The 18,368-nt window shown below is 52.5% G+C and carries 18 protein-coding genes; all 18 read left to right on the plus strand.

Going from position 1 to position 18,368, the window contains the following annotated elements; translation table 11 throughout:
• Nucleotides 1–12 precede the first annotated feature (12 nt).
• The 18 genes from amiB (at nt 13) to OGV57_RS11735 (ending at nt 18,290) form a co-directional block, all read left to right on the plus strand.
• A complete protein-coding gene (gene amiB, locus OGV57_RS11650) occupies nt 13–1,344 on the plus strand; it encodes an N-acetylmuramoyl-L-alanine amidase AmiB (RefSeq protein WP_054527982.1) in 1,332 nt (443 codons plus the stop codon).
• A gap of 9 nt (nt 1,345–1,353) precedes the next feature.
• Nucleotides 1,354–3,219: a DNA mismatch repair endonuclease MutL gene (mutL, locus tag OGV57_RS11655; protein WP_054527983.1), complete on the plus strand. Its 1,866-nt coding sequence runs from the start codon at nt 1,354–1,356 to the stop codon at nt 3,217–3,219.
• Entirely contained in the window at nt 3,212–4,162 is a 951-nt protein-coding gene (gene miaA / locus OGV57_RS11660) for a tRNA (adenosine(37)-N6)-dimethylallyltransferase MiaA (RefSeq protein WP_003839486.1), read from the plus strand. The genes mutL and miaA overlap by 8 nt, the downstream gene beginning before the upstream one ends.
• Before the next feature lie 84 nt (nt 4,163–4,246).
• On the plus strand, nt 4,247–4,555 hold the full coding sequence (gene hfq, locus OGV57_RS11665; protein WP_003025584.1) for an RNA chaperone Hfq: 309 nt from the start codon (nt 4,247–4,249) through the stop codon (nt 4,553–4,555).
• A 74-nt stretch (nt 4,556–4,629) separates the two neighbouring features.
• On the plus strand, nt 4,630–5,910 hold the full coding sequence (hflX, locus tag OGV57_RS11670; RefSeq protein ID WP_003025589.1) for a ribosome rescue GTPase HflX: 1,281 nt from the start codon (nt 4,630–4,632) through the stop codon (nt 5,908–5,910).
• A 189-nt stretch (nt 5,911–6,099) separates the two neighbouring features.
• Nucleotides 6,100–7,353 (plus strand): FtsH protease activity modulator HflK, encoded by a 1,254-nt coding sequence (gene hflK, locus OGV57_RS11675; RefSeq protein WP_003025593.1) that lies wholly within the window; start codon nt 6,100–6,102, stop codon nt 7,351–7,353.
• Nucleotides 7,354–7,355: 2 nt separating this feature from the next.
• On the plus strand, nt 7,356–8,360 hold the full coding sequence (gene hflC, locus OGV57_RS11680; protein WP_003025595.1) for a protease modulator HflC: 1,005 nt from the start codon (nt 7,356–7,358) through the stop codon (nt 8,358–8,360).
• An 82-nt stretch (nt 8,361–8,442) separates the two neighbouring features.
• Nucleotides 8,443–8,640, plus strand: coding sequence for a DUF2065 domain-containing protein (locus tag OGV57_RS11685; RefSeq protein WP_003025602.1), 198 nt, complete (start codon nt 8,443–8,445; stop codon nt 8,638–8,640).
• A 102-nt stretch (nt 8,641–8,742) separates the two neighbouring features.
• On the plus strand, nt 8,743–10,041 hold the full coding sequence (gene purA, locus OGV57_RS11690) for an adenylosuccinate synthase (protein ID WP_003025606.1): 1,299 nt from the start codon (nt 8,743–8,745) through the stop codon (nt 10,039–10,041).
• 216 nt (nt 10,042–10,257) lie between these two features.
• Nucleotides 10,258–10,683 carry a nitric oxide-sensing transcriptional repressor NsrR gene (gene nsrR, locus OGV57_RS11695; RefSeq protein ID WP_003025609.1) on the plus strand — a complete coding sequence of 142 codons (426 nt, stop codon included), beginning with the start codon at nt 10,258–10,260 and terminating at the stop codon, nt 10,681–10,683.
• A gap of 156 nt (nt 10,684–10,839) precedes the next feature.
• The gene (rnr, locus tag OGV57_RS11700; RefSeq protein ID WP_003025612.1) at nt 10,840–13,302 is read left to right on the plus strand and encodes a ribonuclease R; all 2,463 of its coding nucleotides are present in this window, start codon (nt 10,840–10,842) and stop codon (nt 13,300–13,302) included.
• A gap of 70 nt (nt 13,303–13,372) precedes the next feature.
• Complete coding sequence (rlmB, locus tag OGV57_RS11705; protein ID WP_003025615.1) at nt 13,373–14,104, plus strand: 23S rRNA (guanosine(2251)-2'-O)-methyltransferase RlmB; 732 nt, start codon at nt 13,373–13,375, stop codon at nt 14,102–14,104.
• 115 nt (nt 14,105–14,219) lie between these two features.
• Nucleotides 14,220–14,624 carry a YjfI family protein gene (locus tag OGV57_RS11710; RefSeq protein WP_054527984.1) on the plus strand — a complete coding sequence of 135 codons (405 nt, stop codon included), beginning with the start codon at nt 14,220–14,222 and terminating at the stop codon, nt 14,622–14,624.
• A gap of 15 nt (nt 14,625–14,639) precedes the next feature.
• Nucleotides 14,640–15,335, plus strand: a complete 696-nt coding sequence (locus tag OGV57_RS11715) for a PspA/IM30 family protein (RefSeq protein WP_054527985.1) — start codon at nt 14,640–14,642, stop codon at nt 15,333–15,335.
• 57 nt (nt 15,336–15,392) lie between these two features.
• Complete coding sequence (locus OGV57_RS11720; RefSeq protein ID WP_054527986.1) at nt 15,393–16,052, plus strand: YjfK family protein; 660 nt, start codon at nt 15,393–15,395, stop codon at nt 16,050–16,052.
• Nucleotides 16,053–16,071: 19 nt separating this feature from the next.
• Nucleotides 16,072–16,470, plus strand: a complete 399-nt coding sequence (locus tag OGV57_RS11725) for a DUF350 domain-containing protein (protein ID WP_048212886.1) — start codon at nt 16,072–16,074, stop codon at nt 16,468–16,470.
• A 9-nt stretch (nt 16,471–16,479) separates the two neighbouring features.
• A complete protein-coding gene (locus tag OGV57_RS11730) occupies nt 16,480–17,121 on the plus strand; it encodes a DUF1190 domain-containing protein (protein WP_054527987.1) in 642 nt (213 codons plus the stop codon).
• A 2-nt stretch (nt 17,122–17,123) separates the two neighbouring features.
• Nucleotides 17,124–18,290: a glutathionylspermidine synthase family protein gene (locus tag OGV57_RS11735; RefSeq protein ID WP_054527988.1), complete on the plus strand. Its 1,167-nt coding sequence runs from the start codon at nt 17,124–17,126 to the stop codon at nt 18,288–18,290.
• The last annotated feature ends 78 nt before the right edge of the window (nt 18,291–18,368 follow it).

An 18,368-nucleotide genomic window follows, 5' to 3' on the forward strand; every position in this document is an offset into this window, starting at 1 on the left:
AAGGGTGGCGGGATGATTTATCGCATCAGAAACTGGCTGATGGCAACCCTGGTCCTGCTGTGCGCGCAGGCAGGGGCCGCCAGCCTCTCCGATCTTCAGGTTTCCAATGGCAATCAACAGGCGCGGATTACTCTGAGCTTTATTGGCGAGCCTGAATACGCCGTGACCCAGGACGGGAAACGCACGGTCGCGCTGGATATTAAACAAACCGGAGTGATTCAGGGATTACCGCTGCTGTTTAGCGGCAATAATCTGGTGAAATCTATCCGCTCCGGCACGCCAAAAGATGCGCAGTCCTTGCGTCTGGTGGTGGATTTAACCGAGAACGGCAAGGCCGAAGCCGTTAAACGCCAGAACGGCGGCAATTATACCGTTGTGTTTACCATCAAAGCGGATGCGCCACCGCCGCCGCCTCCACCTCCCGTGGTTGTTAAGCGTGTTGAAACGCCGGTTGTCGCCCCTCGTCCTGCCGAGCCTGCGCGTAACCCGTTTAAAGCAGAGAACGATCGCACCACGATGGTGACCAACAGTAATACCTCCACACGACCTGCGGCGCGCGCCAGCACCGGCAGCGGTGAAAAAGTGGTTATTGCCATTGATGCCGGACACGGCGGGCAGGATCCGGGGGCGATTGGCCCTGGCGGCACGCGTGAGAAAAACGTCACGATTGCCGTGGCGCGTAAACTGCGCAGCTTGCTCAATGATGACCCAATGTTTAAAGGCGTACTCACCCGTGATGGCGATTACTTTATCTCGGTGATGGGGCGTTCAGACGTCGCACGTAAACAAAACGCCAATTTCCTGGTTTCTATTCACGCGGATGCCGCGCCAAACCGTGATGCCACAGGTGCTTCCGTTTGGGTGCTGTCGAACCGTCGGGCGAACAGTGAGATGGCCGGCTGGTTGGAGCAGCACGAAAAACAATCAGAGCTGTTGGGCGGCGCGGGCGATGTGCTGGCAAACAGCCAGTCCGATCCTTATCTCAGCCAGGCCGTACTGGATCTGCAGTTCGGTCATTCGCAGCGCGTCGGGTATGATGTGGCGACCAGCATGATCGGCCAGTTAGAACGTATTGGTTCGATGCATAAGCGCCGTCCGGAACACGCCAGTCTTGGCGTACTGCGTTCGCCTGATATCCCGTCTGTGCTGGTTGAAACCGGCTTTATCAGTAACAACAGCGAAGAACGTCTGTTGGCGAGCGATGATTACCAGCAGCAACTGGCTGAGGCGATATACAAAGGATTGCGTAACTATTTCCAGGCGCACCCGATGCAAACCGGACCGCAGGGCGCGCCGGCGCAAACCGCCAGCGCCATATCGCCGGGTAACACGTTAACAAATTAAGGATTAGCCATGCCGATTCAGGTTCTACCGCCACAGCTGGCGAACCAGATTGCCGCAGGCGAGGTGGTAGAACGGCCTGCGTCAGTGGTGAAAGAGCTGGTGGAAAACAGCATCGATGCCGGTGCGACGCGCATTGATATCGATATTGAGCGCGGCGGCGCGAAGCTTATCCGTATTCGTGACAACGGCTGCGGGATTAAAAAAGACGAGCTGGCGCTGGCGCTGGCGCGTCATGCCACCAGTAAAATAGCCTCGCTTGACGATCTTGAGGCCATCGTTAGCCTCGGATTTCGTGGCGAAGCGCTGGCAAGTATCAGCTCCGTGTCTCGTTTAACCCTGACGTCGCGCACACAAGAGCAGCCTGAGGCCTGGCAAGCCTATGCTGAAGGGCGCGACATGGATGTGACGGTAAAACCTGCTGCGCATCCAGTGGGAACCACACTGGAGGTGTTAGATCTGTTCTACAACACCCCGGCGCGGCGCAAATTTATGCGCACCGAGAAAACTGAATTTAATCATATCGACGAGATTATTCGCCGCATTGCGCTGGCGCGTTTTGATGTGACGATTAATTTGTCTCACAACGGCAAAGTGGTGCGTCAGTACCGGGCAGTGGCCGCGGATGGGCAGAAAGAGCGCCGGCTGGGCGCGATTTGCGGCACGCCGTTTCTGGAGCATGCGCTGGCGATTGAATGGCAGCATGGTGATTTGACGCTGCGCGGCTGGGTGGCCGATCCTAACCACACAACGGCAGCACTGGCAGAAATACAGTACTGTTATGTGAATGGTCGGATGATGCGAGATCGGCTGATCAACCATGCTATCCGCCAGGCCTGTGAAGATAAGCTGGGAGCCGATCAACAACCCGCTTTTGTGCTGTATCTGGAAATCGATCCGCATCAAGTGGATGTCAACGTACACCCAGCTAAACATGAGGTCCGTTTCCATCAATCCCGCCTGGTGCACGATTTTATTTACCAGGGCGTGTTGAGCGTCCTGCAACAGCAGCTTGAAACGCCGCTGCCGTTGGCTGATGACGACGAACCCGCTCCAAGGCACATCCCGGAAAACCGCGTTGCTGCCGGACGTAACCATTTTGCCGAGCCGGCTCCCGCGCGTGAACCTGCGACACCGCAGTACTCAACTGGCGCTGGAAACAGCAGTAGTGGCGCAGGCCGTCAGGCGGGGGCCAGTTGGCCTCATGCCCAACCCGGATATCAAAAGCAGCAGGGCGAAATTTATCAGAAACTGATGCAGACGCCGGCTCCAACGCGTAAAACGCCGGTCTCTGAAACATCATCGGCACCTCTGAGTGGCAGCAGTCAGGGCTTTGGCCGGGTGCTAACAATTGTCGGTGCAGACTGTGCGTTACTCGAGTGCGATGGCCATATTCGGTTGCTGGCATTACCGGTGGCTGAGCGTTGGCTGCGTCAGGCGCAATTAACGCCGGACCAGGGGACCGTTTGCGCCCAGCCGTTGCTGATCCCTTTACGGTTAAAAGTCAACGCCGATGAAAAAGCGGCGCTGCAAAAAGGACAGAGCCAACTGGCTGAGCTGGGCATTGAATTTCAACTGGATGCGCAGCATGTGACCATCCGGGCGGTGCCTTTACCCTTACGCCAACAAAATTTACAAATCTTGATTCCTGAACTGATAGGCTACCTGGCGCAGCAATCCGTATTCGAGCCAGGCAATATTGCGCAGTGGATCGCACGTAACCTGATTAGCGAGCATCCACAGTGGAGTATGGCACAGGCGATTACGCTGTTAGCGGATGTTGAGCGGCTCTGCCCACAACTCGTGAAGGCACCGCCGGGTGGTCTGTTACAACCTGTTGATTTACATTCGGTAATGAATGCCCTGAAACATGAGTGATACCCGTAAGGCGAGCCTGCCAAAGGCGATTTTTTTGATGGGGCCAACGGCCTCCGGTAAAACGGCACTCGCAATTGAATTGCGTAAAGTTTTGCCCATAGAGTTGATAAGCGTTGATTCCGCCCTTATTTACAAGGGAATGGATATCGGTACAGCCAAGCCCGATGCAGATGAATTACAGGCCGCGCCGCACCGATTACTGGATATTCGCGATCCGTCGCAAGCGTACTCCGCTGCGGATTTTCGTCGCGATGCGTTAGCCGAGATGGCCGACATCACCGCCGCGGGGCGTATCCCGTTGCTGGTGGGCGGCACAATGTTATATTTCAAAGCCTTGCTTGAAGGGCTGTCGCCGTTACCGTCGGCGGACCCGGAAGTCAGGGCCAGAATTGAGCAGCAGGCGGCAGAGCAGGGTTGGGACGCGTTACACCGACAGCTTCAGGACATCGATCCGGTGGCTGCGGCGCGTATTCATCCAAATGATCCGCAAAGACTTTCCCGGGCACTGGAAGTTTTTTTCATTTCGGGTAAAACTTTAACGGAGCTGACGCAAACGTCAGGAGATGCTTTGCCGTATCAGGTGCATCAGTTTGCAATCGCCCCGGCGAGCCGTGAACTGCTCCATCAGCGAATTGAGCAGCGTTTTCATCAGATGTTAGCTTCAGGTTTTGAAGCAGAAGTCCGGGCGCTTTTTGCCCGTGGAGATTTGCATACGGATTTGCCTTCCATTCGTTGTGTAGGGTATCGCCAGATGTGGTCATACATTGAAGGTGAAATTTCATACGATGAAATGGTTTATAGAGGTGTTTGCGCCACGAGGCAGTTGGCGAAGCGACAGGTAACCTGGTTGCGTGGTTGGGAAGGGGTGCACTGGCTTGACAGTGAAAAGCCTGACCAGGCGCGAAACGAAGTATTACAGGTTGTTGGTGCTATCGCGAACTGAATGTGTACAATTGAAACGTATCGTGCGCAATTTTTCAGAATCGAAAGGTTCAAAGTACAAATAAGCATATAAGGAAAAGAGAGAATGGCTAAGGGGCAATCTTTACAAGATCCGTTCCTGAACGCACTGCGTCGGGAACGTGTTCCAGTTTCTATTTATTTGGTGAATGGTATTAAGCTGCAAGGTCAAATCGAGTCTTTTGATCAGTTCGTGATCCTGTTGAAAAACACGGTCAGCCAGATGGTTTATAAGCACGCGATTTCTACTGTTGTCCCGTCTCGTCCGGTTTCTCATCACAGCAATAATGCCACCGGCGGCACTGGCAGCAACTACCATCACGGTAGCAACGCGCAAGGTTCATCTGCGCAACAGGACAGCGAAGAAACCGAATAAGGTTATTAGCTGTTTTACATACGGGGAGCCAGCGATCCTGCGTTCCCCGTTGATTTATATTAAGGGGTTGACGCTTGTTTGACCGTTATGATGCCGGTGAGCAGGCGGTACTGGTACACATCTATTTTTCGCAAGACAAAGATATGGAAGACCTCCAGGAGTTTGAATCTCTGGTTTCTTCCGCCGGTGTCGAAGCAATGCAGGTGATTACCGGGAGCCGTAAAGCACCGCACCCGAAGTATTTTGTTGGTGAAGGTAAGGCAATCGAAATTGCCGAAGCCGTAAAAGCGACTGGCGCTGCGGTGGTGATTTTTGATCATGCTCTGAGCCCCGCCCAGGAACGTAACCTGGAACAGTTGTGCCAGTGTCTTGTAATCGACAGGACCGGTCTTATTTTAGATATTTTTGCCCAGCGTGCGCGCACCCATGAGGGTAAGTTGCAGGTTGAGCTGGCGCAGTTGCGCCATATGGCTACGCGTCTGGTCCGTGGCTGGACCCACCTTGAAAGGCAAAAGGGCGGGATTGGTTTGCGCGGTCCGGGTGAAACCCAGCTCGAAACCGACCGTCGTTTGCTGCGTAATCGCATTTTGCAAATACAGTCGCGCCTGGAAAAAGTTGAAAAGCAACGTGAGCAGGGGCGGCAGTCGCGCAAGAAAGCGGATGTCCCAACCGTATCACTGGTGGGATATACCAACGCCGGAAAATCCACCCTGTTCAACCAGATCACCGAAGCCCGGGTTTATGCAGCGGACCAGCTGTTTGCGACCCTGGATCCAACGCTGCGCCGCATAGACGTGGCGGACGTGGGGGAGACCGTGCTGGCGGATACCGTAGGGTTTATCCGCCATTTGCCGCACGACCTGGTGGCGGCATTTAAAGCCACCTTGCAGGAAACACGTCAGGCGACATTGCTGCTGCACGTTATTGATGCTGCAGATTTTCGTGTGCAGGAAAACATCGAGGCAGTCGACACGGTGCTCGAAGAGATCGATGCGCATGAGATCCCGACCCTGCTGGTGATGAATAAAATCGATATGTTGGATGACTTTGAGCCACGTATCGATAGAGATGAAGAGAATAAACCCATTCGCGTTTGGGTATCAGCGCAAACGGGGATTGGTATACCACAACTTTTTCAGGCTTTGACTGAGCGACTTTCCGGTGAGGTGGCGCAGCATACGTTGCGTTTGCCGCCGCAGGAAGGGCGTTTGAGAAGCCGGTTTTATCAACTTCAGGCAATAGAAAAAGAGTGGATGGAGGAAGACGGCAGCGTAGGTCTGCAGGTTCGTATGCCGATCGTAGACTGGCGTCGCCTCTGTAAACAAGAACCGGCACTGGAAGACTATGTTGTCTGATCTGACGGATATGGCCTGAAGATTTTTTCGCCTCTATACCTTGTGGATTTTGTGCGGCAGGAAGGCGGCAAGTCCTGAAATCTCCAGGAGCATAGTCAACTATGTGACTGGAGTTGAGGGACGCAGCCAACGCATCGGCAGCGCAAAAGACGCAGGTATAGCATCGCATAACAAATATGGAGCACAAAAATGGCGTGGAATCAGCCCGGTAATAACGGACAAGACCGCGACCCCTGGGGAAGCAGCAAACCTGGCGGCAACCCTGAGGGAAATGGAAACAAAGGTGGTCGCGAGCAGGGACCTCCCGATCTGGACGATATCTTCCGCAAACTGAGTAAAAAGCTCGGTGGTCTGGGTGGCGGTAAAGGTACTGGTTCTGGCGGCGGTAGTTCATCTCAAGGCCCGCGTCCGCAACTGGGCGGTCGAGTCTTTACTATCGCAGCGGCCGCCATCGTCATTATCTGGGCGGCTAGCGGTTTCTATACCATTAAAGAAGCGGAACGTGGCGTGGTGACACGCTTCGGTAAATTCAGCCATTTGGTTGAACCGGGTCTGAACTGGAAACCGACCTTTATCGATGAAGTGACACCGGTCAACGTTGAAGCCGTGCGTGAACTTGCCGCATCCGGCGTTATGCTGACCTCTGACGAAAACGTCGTGCGCGTCGAAATGAACGTACAGTACCGCGTGACCGATCCGCAGCGTTACCTGTTTAGCGTAACCAGTGCGGATGACAGTCTGCGTCAGGCAACTGACAGCGCCCTGCGTGGGGTTATCGGTAAATACACCATGGACCGTATCCTGACCGAAGGGCGTACCGTTATTCGTAGCGATACCCAGCGTGAACTGGAAGAAACGATCCGTCCGTACAACATGGGTATCACCTTGCTGGACGTCAACTTCCAGGCAGCACGTCCGCCGGAAGAAGTAAAAGCCGCGTTTGACGATGCTATCGCAGCACGTGAAAACGAACAGCAGTACATCCGTGAAGCAGAAGCGTACACCAACGAAGTTCAGCCGCGTGCAAACGGTCAGGCTCAGCGTATTCTGGAAGAAGCGCGTGCGTATAAGACTCAGACCATCCTGGAAGCACAGGGTGAAGTGGCTCGCTTCGCAAAAATTCTGCCGGAATATAAAGCCGCACCGCAAATTACCCGTGAGCGTCTGTATATCGAAACCATGGAAAAAGTGCTGAGCAATACCCGCAAAGTCCTGGTTAACGATAAAGGCAGCAATCTGATGGTTCTGCCGCTGGATCAAATGCTGAAAGGTGGTAGTGCGCCAGCAGCAAAGACTGACAGCAGTTCAAACCTGTTGCGTCTGCCGCCAGCAACGACTTCCAGCACTGGAGCAAGCAATACATCGTCCACCAGTCAGGGCGATATTATGGACCAACGCCGCGCGAATGCGCAGCGTAACGACTACCAGCGTCAGGGGGAATAACGATGCGTAAGTCAGTTATTGCGATTATCATCATCGTTCTGGTAGTTCTGTTCATGTCTGTCTTTGTGGTCAAAGAAGGCGAGCGCGGTATTACTCTGCGCTTTGGTAAAGTTCTGCGTGACGATGAAAACAAGCCGCTGGTCGTTGCACCAGGCCTGCACTTCAAGATTCCGTTTATTGAATCTGTGAAGATGCTCGATGCGCGTATTCAGACCATGGACAACCAGGCCGATCGCTTTGTTACCAAAGAGAAGAAAGATCTGATCGTTGACTCCTACATTAAGTGGCGCATCAGTGACTTTAGCCGTTACTACCTGGCAACGGGCGGTGGCGATGTTTCTCAGGCGGAAGTCCTGCTGAAACGTAAGTTCTCTGACCGTCTGCGTTCTGAAATTGGTCGTCTGGACGTGAAGGACATCGTTACCGATTCCCGCGGTCGTCTGACCCTGGAAGTCCGTGACGCGCTGAACTCCGGTTCTGCTGGCACGGAAGATGAAGTGGCGACTCCGGCAGCAGATAGCGCGATTGCCGAAGCGGCTGAACGTGTTCAGGCTGAAACGAACGGTAAAGTACCGGTCATCAACCCGAACAGTATGGCGGCATTGGGCATCGAAGTGGTTGACGTGCGTATTAAGCAAATCAACCTGCCTGCTGAAGTGTCCGAGGCTATCTACAACCGTATGCGCGCTGAGCGTGAAGCGGTAGCGCGTCGCCATCGTTCACAAGGCCAGGAAGAGGCGGAAAAACTGCGTGCAACGGCGGACTATGAAGTCACTAAAACGCTGGCAGAATCTGAGCGTCAGGGCCGTATCATGCGCGGTGAAGGCGATGCAGAAGCCGCTAAGCTGTTTGCCGATGCATTTAGTCAGGATCCAGACTTCTACGCCTTCATCCGTAGCCTGCGTGCTTACGAGAAGAGCTTCGAAGGCAACCAGGACGTGATGGTCATGAGTCCGGACAGCGATTTCTTCCGCTACATGAAGACACCGAGTTCCGCGACACGCTAATCGCGTTCCTGCGGTTTTAAAGCAGCAAAACCACCGGCATCTCTAGGGATGCGGTGGTTTTCTTTTTATATAAGGGCGATGGATGAATTCAACAATTTTGCTGGCGCTCGCGCTGGTTTTGGTGCTGGAAGGGCTGGGTCCGATGCTTTATCCCAGCGCATGGAAGAAAATGATCTCTGCAATGGCGCAACTTCCCGAAAATATTTTGCGTCGTTTTGGTGGAGGTCTTGTGGTTGCGGGCGTTGTGGTCTACTACATGTTGAGGAAAACGATTGGCTGATTAATAAGTAGACTAATTTGCGGATTTTCGCATGCAAAAAGTGCTGTATATCTGAAAAAGCGGTGGTAGAATCCATTTTTAAGCAAACGGTGATTTTGAAAAATGGGTAACAACGTCGTCGTACTGGGCACCCAATGGGGTGACGAAGGTAAAGGGAAGATCGTCGATCTTCTGACTGAACGGGCTAAATATGTTGTGCGCTACCAGGGTGGTCACAACGCAGGCCATACTCTCGTAATCAACGGTGAAAAAACCGTCCTCCATCTTATTCCATCAGGTATTCTTCGCGAGAATGTCATCAGCATCATCGGTAACGGTGTTGTTCTGTCTCCGTCCGCGCTGATGAAAGAAATGAAAGGACTGGAAGATCGTGGTATCCCGGTTCGCGAGCGCCTGCTGCTGTCTGAAGCTTGTCCGCTGATCCTTGATTATCACGTTGCGTTGGATAACGCTCGTGAGAAAGCGCGTGGCGAGAAAGCGATCGGTACTACCGGTCGTGGTATCGGTCCGGCTTATGAAGACAAAGTAGCTCGTCGCGGTCTGCGTGTTGGCGATCTGTTTGATAAAGCAACCTTCGCTGAAAAACTGAAAGAAGTGATGGAATATCACAACTTCCAGCTGGTGAATTTCTATAAAGTTGAAGCAGTTGACTACCAGAAAGTGCTGGATGATGTGATGGCTATCGCCGACATCCTGACCTCGATGGTTGTTGATGTTTCCGATCTGCTGGACCAGGCGCGTAAGCGTGGCGATTTCGTCATGTTTGAAGGTGCGCAGGGTACGCTGCTGGATATCGACCACGGTACCTATCCGTACGTAACGTCCTCCAACACCACCGCAGGTGGCGTGGCAACCGGCTCTGGCCTGGGCCCACGTTATGTGGACTACGTTCTGGGTATCATCAAAGCTTACTCTACTCGTGTAGGTGCGGGGCCGTTCCCGACTGAACTGTTTGATGACGTTGGAGAGTTCCTGTGCAAACAAGGTAACGAGTATGGCGCGACCACCGGTCGTCGTCGTCGTACCGGCTGGCTGGACTCCGTTGCTGTACGCCGTGCAGTACAGATTAACTCCCTGTCTGGCTTCTGCCTGACCAAACTGGACGTACTGGACGGTTTGAAAGAGGTGAAAATCTGTGTCGCTTACCGTATGCCGGATGGCCGTGAAGTAACGACTACTCCGCTGGCAGCAGACGACTGGAAAGGTATCGAGCCGATTTACGAAACCATGCCGGGCTGGTCTGAATCTACTTTCGGCGTGAAGGAACGTAGCGGTCTGCCGCAGGCTGCACTGAACTACATCAAGCGTATTGAAGAACTGACCGGTGTGCCGATTGATATTATCTCAACTGGCCCAGACCGTACTGAAACCATGATCCTGCGCGACCCGTTCGACGCATAATTCTGGTTATAGCGTGGCGTCGAATGGCGCTGCGCTTGCAATATCTCAAGCCGGATAAGGTGCTTTGCATCAGAATCCGGCTTAAAATCACGTAAGTTCCTCGCTTTTTTCCTTCCCGAACTGAAATAAATTAGCGACCTGGCTGGTGGCTGGTTTATCATCAATATAATTAATACCACCAGGTTTATCCGTTTTATCCCTTTTCCTGAGGTTGATGTGCAGTTAACAAGTTTCACCGATTACGGATTACGTGCGCTAATCTACATGGCGTCACTTCCCGAAGGACGTATGACCAGTATTTCTGAGGTGACAGAAGTCTACGGCGTGTCCCGTAATCATATGGTCAAAATAATCAATCAACTTAGCCGGGCGGGCTTTGTTACTGCTATTCGAGGAAAAAATGGCGGTATCCGCTTGGGTAAACCCGCTAAGGATATTGGTATTGGTGATGTGGTTCGCGAGCTGGAACCCTTATCGTTGGTCAACTGTAGCAGCGAGTTTTGCCACATTACCCCGGCCTGTCGACTCAAACAGGCGCTTTCTAAGGCAGTGCAAAGTTTTCTCACGGAGCTGGACAACTACACACTTGCTGATTTGGTTGAAGAGAATCAACCGCTTTATAAATTATTGCTGGTGGAATAATGAAGTCCAAAGTATTTCGCGTCGCATCGCGGCGGCAACTGAGCGAGTCGCCAGGAGCTTACAAAAGTAAGTTACTGGTGGGAGCAAAGGCAGCCAACAAAGAGGCGTCGTGAAAGACGAAGGAATTCCATCAGAGCTGACAATGGAGGAACCTCAATGTCACAAGATCCTTTCCAGGAACGCGAAGCTGAAAAATACGCGAATCCTATCCCAAGCCGGGAATTTATCCTCGAACATTTAACTAAACGTGAAAAACCGGCCAACCGCGATGAGCTGGCCGCTGAACTCAACATTGAAGGTGAAGAGCAGCAGGAAGCACTGCGCCGCCGTCTGCGCGCGATGGAGCGTGACGGACAACTGGTCTTCACCCGTCGTCAGTGCTATGCGCTGCCGGAGCGTCTCGACCTGCTGAAAGGTACCGTTATTGGCCACCGTGATGGCTACGGCTTTCTGCGCGTTGAAGGCCGCAAAGATGACCTGTACCTGTCCAGCGAGCAGATGAAAACCTGCATTCATGGCGATCAGGTACTGGCGCAGCCACTGGGCGCGGACCGTAAAGGTCGTCGCGAAGCGCGTATTGTGCGCGTACTGGTGCCAAAAACCAGCCAAATTGTCGGTCGCTATTTCACCGATGCTGGCGTTGGGTTTGTCGTCCCTGACGACAGCCGTCTGAGTTTCGATATTCTGATCCCGCCGGAAGAGGTGATGGGCGCTCGTATGGGGTTTGTGGTCGTCGTTGAACTGACCCAGCGTCCGACTCGCCGCACCAAAGCGGTGGGTAAAATTGTTGAAGTGCTGGGTGACAACATGGGAACCAGCATGGCCGTTGATATGGCCCTGCGTACTCATGAAATCCCATATATCTGGCCGCAGGCTGTTGAGAAACAGGTCGCCGGACTGAAAGAAGAAGTGCCGGAAGAGGCGAAAATAGGACGTGTCGATCTGCGCGACCTGCCGCTGGTGACTATCGATGGCGAAGATGCGCGTGACTTCGACGATGCGGTTTACTGCGAGAAGAAACGCGGCGGCGGCTGGCGTTTATGGGTGGCAATTGCCGACGTAAGCTATTACGTTCGCCCGCCGACTCCGCTGGACCAGGAAGCCCGCAGCCGTGGCACATCCGTTTACTTCCCGTCGCAGGTTGTTCCGATGCTGCCGGAAGTGCTGTCTAACGGATTGTGTTCGCTCAACCCGCAGGTGGACAGGTTGTGTATGGTCTGTGAAATGACCATTTCGTCGAAAGGCCGTTTAACCGGCTTTAAATTCTACGAAGCGGTCATGAGTTCCCATGCACGTCTGACCTACACCAAGGTCTGGCACATGCTGCAGGGCGACCAGGAGCTGCGTGAGCAGTACGCACCGCTGGTCAAACACATTGAAGAGCTGCATAACCTCTACAAAGTGCTGGATAAAGCCCGCGAAGAGCGCGGCGGTATCTCGTTTGAAAGTGAAGAGGCGAAGTTTATCTTCAATGCTGAACGCCGTATTGAGCGTATTGAGCAGACGCAGCGTAACGACGCGCACAAGCTGATTGAAGAGTGCATGATCATGGCGAACATCTCAGCGGCGCGATTCGTTGAGAAAGCCAAAGAGCCAGCGCTGTTCCGTATTCACGATAAGCCGACGACCGAAGCGATTAACTCGTTCCGTTCCGTCCTGGCAGAGCTGGGACTGGAGCTGCCAGGTGGCAACAAACCTGAGCCGCGCGATTACGCTGAACTGCTGGAGTCGATTGCTGACCGTCCTGACGCAGAAATGCTGCAAACCATGCTGCTGCGTTCGATGAAGCAGGCGATTTACGATCCGGAAAACCGTGGTCACTTCGGCCTGGCGCTGCAATCTTATGCACACTTTACTTCACCGATCCGTCGTTACCCGGATCTCTCCTTGCACCGGGCGATTAAGTATCTGCTGGCGCAGGAGCAGGGCCATAAAGGCAACACCACGGAAACGGGTGGCTACCATTATTCGATGGAAGAGATGCTGCAACTGGGTCAGCACTGTTCGATGGCCGAGCGCCGTGCTGACGAAGCCACACGCGATGTCTCTGACTGGCTGAAGTGCGACTTCATGCTGGATCAGGTGGGGAATGTCTTCAAAGGCGTGATTGCCAGCGTCACCGGATTTGGCTTCTTTGTCCGTCTTGATGAGTTGTTTATCGACGGTCTGGTGCATGTCTCCTCCCTGGATAACGACTACTATCGTTTCGACCAGGTTGGGCAGCGCCTGACGGGGGAATCCAGCGGTCAGATGTATCGCCTGGGCGATCGCGTGGAAGTTCGCGTGGAAGCAGTCAACATGGACGAGCGTAAGATCGACTTTAGCTTGATCTCCAGCGAACGTGCGCCGCGTAATGAAGGTAAAACTGCGCGCGAAAAAGCCAAAAAAAGCGATGCGGGTAAAAATACCGGTAAACGTCGTCAGATGGGCAAAAAGGTGAATTTCGAGCCGGATAGCGCTTTCCGCGGTGAGAAAAAAGGCAGAGCCAAACCTCAGGCGGAAAAGAATGCGGCTGAGAAGAAAGGCGACAAAAAAGCGAAAAAGCCATCGGCAAAAACGCTTAAAATTGCTGCCGCCACCAAAGCTAAACGTGCGGCGAAAAAGAAAGTCGCACAATAACTGCCATAAACAGTAAGCCGGGCAATCTCGTGTTGCCCGCGTTATGCATAAACTATTAACGAGTACATTCATGAGTGAAATGATTTACGGCATCCATGCGGTGCAGGCTCTGCTGGAACGTGCGCCTGAGCGCTTCCAGGACGTCTTTATTCTCAAAGGTCGTGAAGATAAACGCCTGCTGCCGCTGATCCACGCACTGGAAGCACAGGGTGTTGTCATTCAACTGGCTAACCGTCAGTTTCTGGATGAGAAAAGCGAGGGTGCGGTACATCAGGGGATTATTGCTCGTGTGAAGCCGGGCCGTCAGTATCAGGAAAACGATCTGCCGGATCTGATTGCTACGCTCGATCAGCCGTTCTTTTTGATCCTCGATGGCGTCACCGACCCGCATAACCTGGGGGCATGCCTGCGTAGCGCCGATGCCGCTGGCGTACATGCTGTAATCGTACCGAAGGATCGTTCCGCTCAGTTGAATGCTACGGCGAAAAAAGTGGCCTGCGGTGCGGCAGAAAGCGTACCGCTGATCCGCGTGACCAACCTGGCGCGCACCATGCGTATGCTGCAGGAAGAGAATATCTGGATCGTCGGAACCGCTGGCGAAGCCGACCATACTCTCTACCAGAGCAAAATGACCGGACGTCTGGCGCTGGTGATGGGAGCAGAAGGTGAAGGTATGCGCCGTCTGACCCGTGAACACTGTGACGAACTGATCAGTATCCCGATGGCAGGTAGCGTTTCGTCGCTGAACGTTTCAGTTGCGACGGGCATCTGCCTGTTTGAAGCAGTCCGCCAACGCAGCTAAGCTTAATTTTCGGAAAAAGCCATCCTGATTCGGATGGCTTTTTTTTATCTTAAACAAGTATGATAAAGGCTGAAAAATGATATTTATTTCTAATTGACTAATGTATGGGAAATATATGGCATGGAATCCGCAGGTGCTTGCTGAAGCACTACAAACTCTTCATGAATTAAATATAGATATTGAAAATAATGAGCGGTCATTAATTATTAAAATGAATGATTATGGCGATTTGCCGCTCAGTGTTTTATTTACATCCCGCCAGATTATTATTGAAACCATTATTTGTCCTGTCAGCAGTATTCATCAGCAAGATGAGTTTAATGTTTTCTTATTGCGTAATCAGAAACTCCTTCCTCTGTCTTCCGTGGGGATTTCACGCGTTCAGCATGATGAATATTACGTTGCATTTGGGGCGCTTTCCCTGAACTCATCGTTGGATGATGTGGTCCTGGAGATGACGACGCTTGCGGATAACGCTCTGGATTTGGCTGAAATCACTGAAGAATACACTCACGAATAACAAGGAACGCTATTTATGGGAATTTTAAAAAGCCTGTTTACCCTCGGCAAGTCCGTACTTTCTCAGGCGGAAGAGTCAATTGAAGAAGCGCAGGGTGTGCGGATGCTGGAACAACATATTCGTGATGCGAAGGGTGAACTGGATAAAGCCGGAAAATCGCGGGTTGACCTGCTGGCGCGCGTGAAACTGAGTCATGACAAGTTGAGCGATCTGCAGGCACGCAAAAGTAGTCTGGAAACGCGAGCGCTGGAAGCTCTGAGTAAAAACGCTGACCCGTCTCTGATTAACGAGGTTGCAGAAGAAATTGCCCGTCTGGAGAATGTCATTACCGCTGAAGAGCAAGTGCTTACTAACCTTGAAGCCTCTCGTGATGGCGTTGAAAAAGCGGTTAGTGCTACCGCTCAACGGATTGCACAGTTCGAGCAGCTGGAGGTGGTAAAGGCTACAGAAGCGATGCAGCGCGCCCAGCAGGCCGTGACCACGTCGACCGTGGGCGCGTCTTCCAGCGTTTCTACAGCCGCAGAGTCGCTCAAGCGTTTACAAACGCGCCAGGCAGAGCGTCAGGCCCGTCTGGATGCCGCTGCGCAGCTGGAAAAGGTTGCGGATGGGCGTGACCTGGACGAGAAGCTGGCCGAAGCCGGCATTGGGTCAGCCAATAAAAGTTCGGCTCAGGATGTTTTGGCACGACTGCAGCGCCAGCAAGGCGAGTAAACGTCGGTGAAATGCGCCGGCCTCGAAAGATGGCTGGCAGGTCATTAAAGGAAAATAATGATGAGTTTTTTCCAGCGCTTATTTGGTAAAGCGGATGTTGCTGCGCCAGTTCGCGGGCCGTTGGGGTTACATCTGAATGCCGGGTTTACGCTCAATACATTGGCGTTTCGCCTGTTAGAAGAGGCTTTATTGATCGAATTTCCCGGCGAAGAGTACACCGTCGCCGCGATTAGCCACATCGATTTAGGCGGCGGAAGCCAGATTTTTCGCTACTACACGTCCGGAGAAGAGTTTCTGCAAATCAATACCACGGGCGGCTCAGACATTGATGATATCGACGATATCAAATTTTTTGTTTATGCAGAAAGCTACGGGATTTCGCAGAAAAAAAACTGGCAGTCTGCTATTAGCCCATCCGCGATAGGTACGCCAACGCTCTCTTGGCAGGAAGAGCGCTGGCAGCGCTTTTTTAACGAGGAAGAGCCGGGGAACATTGAGCCGGTTTATATGCTGGAAAAAGTGGAAAATCATCAGCATGCCACATGGGATGTACATAATTTTACCATGGGTTATCAGCGGCAGGTTACAGAGGATACATGGGAATACCTGCTGTTGAACGGTGAAGAGTCGTTTAATGAGCTGGGAGAGCCTGAGTGGGTATTCTCGCGGGCGCTGGGTGTGGATATTCCATTAACATCACTTAATGTAATTGGTTAATTTCAGGGAAGGTTACACAATGCACATACTGGATTCATTACTGGCTTTCTGCGCCTATTTTTTTATTGGCGCAGCCATGGTGATCGTTTTTCTGTTTATCTACTCAAAAATCACGCCGCACAACGAATGGCAACTGATTAAAAATAATAATACAGCAGCATCACTGGCCTTTAGCGGTACGTTACTTGGCTACGTTATTCCGTTATCCAGCGCGGCAATTAACGCCGTCAGCATTCCGGATTATTTTTCCTGGGGCGGTATCGCGCTGGTGATACAACTTATCGTTTACGGTGGCGTGCGTTTATATATGCCGACACTGAGTGAAAAAATTATTAATCATAATACTGCAGCGGGATTATTTATGGGGACTGCTGCGCTGGCGGGGGGCATTTTTAACGCCGCCTGCATGACATGGTAATGGACGATCATGGCAAGAAAACGTAAATCAGGAAACAAAAACAGGGCGCCAGGGCATTCTGCCATCACGCGAATCGGGCGCCCGGTAGATCCTTTTGCCAAAAAACGCAGTCGTTACAGCGGAAAGTACCTGACGCTGGCCATTATGGGCGGAGCGGTATTTTTTGTTCTTAAAGGATGTGCAGACGACGGCAATACCGATAACGATGGCGACGGTACCTTTTACTCAGCGGTGAGTGAATGTATTGACGATGGCAATAGCGCCACCGTTTGTGCTGATGGCTGGAACAATGCGAAAACAGAGTTCTACTCCAACCTGCCAAAGCAGATGAATAAGCAAAGCTGTCAGACCCAGTTTGGCGACTGTTATCTCGACAGCACCGATCAAAGCTGGGTGCCTGTATTCACCGGTTTTTTACTCAGTCGCGTCATTCGTAAAAATCGCGACGAACAGTATGTCTACAGCAGCGGCGGTTCTTCTTATGCTTCGCGCCCGGTCTGGCGCACGACTTCTGGGGATTACAGCTGGCGTTCCGGTAGTGGAAAAAATGATACCGCGACCAGCCATAGCTATACGACAAAGAAAGTTTCGACGGTTTCACGCGGTGGCTACGGACGTTCGTCCAGCGCGCGTGGGCACTGGGGAGGTTAACGATGCTGCGACATGATGTTCCTGTTCGGCAAGATTTGGACAGGATCGCTTACGATCACGGTTTCGATTTTCATATTATCGATAACGAAATCTACTGGGATGAGAGTCGGGCTTACCGCTTTACGCTCAGACAAGTGGAAGAGCAGATCGAAAAACCTACTGCGGAACTGCACCAGATGTGTCTGGATGTCGTCGAACGAGCAGTTAACGACGAACAGATTATGCAGCAACTGGCGATCCCGCCGCTGTACTGGGACGTTATTGCCGAAAGCTGGCGCAATCGCGATCCCTCTCTGTACGGCCGTATGGATTTTGTCTGGTGCGGAAATAACTCGCCGGTCAAGCTGCTGGAGTACAACGCGGATACGCCAACGTCGCTCTATGAGTCAGCGTATTTCCAGTGGTTATGGCTGGAAGATGCGCGTCGCAACGGGGTGATTTCACGCGATGCCGATCAGTACAACGCTATTCAGGAGCGGTTGATCTCCCGTTTTGCTGAGCTTTATAGCCCGGATCCCTTCTATTTCTGCTGCTGTGAAGATACCGATGAAGACCGTACCACGGTGCTGTATTTACAGGATTGCGCACAGCAGGCCGGGCAAGAATCGCGATTTATTTACGTTGAGGATCTGGGGCTTGGCGTTGGCGGCGTTCTCACAGACCTTGACGATAACGTCATTCGTCGCGCCTTTAAGCTCTATCCCCTGGAGTGGATGATGCGAGATGAGAATGGCCCCTTGCTGCGCCATCGCCGCGAACAGTGGGTTGAGCCGTTGTGGAAGAGTGTGCTTAGCAATAAAGGGCTAATGCCTTTGCTGTGGCGTTTATTTCCCAACCATCCCAACCTGCTGCCTGCCTGGTTCGAAGGAGAAACGCCACAGATTGCGGTTGGTGAAAGCTATGTACGCAAACCGATATTTTCTCGAGAGGGGGGTAACGTCACCATTTTTGATGGTCAGCAACAGATAGTGGAGCATGCTGAGGGTGATTACGCGGAAGAACCGATGATCTATCAGGCATTTCAGCCATTACCGCGCTTTGGCGACAGCTACACGTTGATTGGCAGTTGGAGCGTGGATGATGAAGCCTGTGGTATGGGGATCCGCGAGGATAATACTTTGATCACTAAAGATACTTCTCGTTTTATTCCTCATTATATTGCGGGCTAACCGTGCTTTTGTGATCTCCTTCCGTCGCGAATTCTGGGGTTATGACCATACTTAAAGCGACGGCCATTGACGGAGGGA

The organism is Citrobacter sp. Cf087 (assembly GCF_030334285.1).
GTDB lineage: Bacteria > Pseudomonadota > Gammaproteobacteria > Enterobacterales > Enterobacteriaceae > Citrobacter > Citrobacter freundii.

Coding starts and splice junctions, on each gene's coding strand:
- amiB (WP_054527982.1), top strand. CDS start 13: ATGATTTATCGCATCAGAAACTGGCTGATGGCAACCCTGGTCCTGCTG.
- mutL (WP_054527983.1), top strand. CDS start 1,354: ATGCCGATTCAGGTTCTACCGCCACAGCTGGCGAACCAGATTGCCGCA.
- miaA (WP_003839486.1), top strand. CDS start 3,212: ATGAGTGATACCCGTAAGGCGAGCCTGCCAAAGGCGATTTTTTTGATG.
- hfq (WP_003025584.1), top strand. CDS start 4,247: ATGGCTAAGGGGCAATCTTTACAAGATCCGTTCCTGAACGCACTGCGT.
- hflK (WP_003025593.1), top strand. CDS start 6,100: ATGGCGTGGAATCAGCCCGGTAATAACGGACAAGACCGCGACCCCTGG.
- hflC (WP_003025595.1), top strand. CDS start 7,356: ATGCGTAAGTCAGTTATTGCGATTATCATCATCGTTCTGGTAGTTCTG.
- OGV57_RS11685 (WP_003025602.1), top strand. CDS start 8,443: ATGAATTCAACAATTTTGCTGGCGCTCGCGCTGGTTTTGGTGCTGGAA.
- purA (WP_003025606.1), top strand. CDS start 8,743: ATGGGTAACAACGTCGTCGTACTGGGCACCCAATGGGGTGACGAAGGT.
- rnr (WP_003025612.1), top strand. CDS start 10,840: ATGTCACAAGATCCTTTCCAGGAACGCGAAGCTGAAAAATACGCGAAT.
- rlmB (WP_003025615.1), top strand. CDS start 13,373: ATGAGTGAAATGATTTACGGCATCCATGCGGTGCAGGCTCTGCTGGAA.
- OGV57_RS11710 (WP_054527984.1), top strand. CDS start 14,220: ATGGCATGGAATCCGCAGGTGCTTGCTGAAGCACTACAAACTCTTCAT.
- OGV57_RS11715 (WP_054527985.1), top strand. CDS start 14,640: ATGGGAATTTTAAAAAGCCTGTTTACCCTCGGCAAGTCCGTACTTTCT.
- OGV57_RS11720 (WP_054527986.1), top strand. CDS start 15,393: ATGATGAGTTTTTTCCAGCGCTTATTTGGTAAAGCGGATGTTGCTGCG.
- OGV57_RS11725 (WP_048212886.1), top strand. CDS start 16,072: ATGCACATACTGGATTCATTACTGGCTTTCTGCGCCTATTTTTTTATT.
- OGV57_RS11730 (WP_054527987.1), top strand. CDS start 16,480: ATGGCAAGAAAACGTAAATCAGGAAACAAAAACAGGGCGCCAGGGCAT.
- OGV57_RS11735 (WP_054527988.1), top strand. CDS start 17,124: ATGCTGCGACATGATGTTCCTGTTCGGCAAGATTTGGACAGGATCGCT.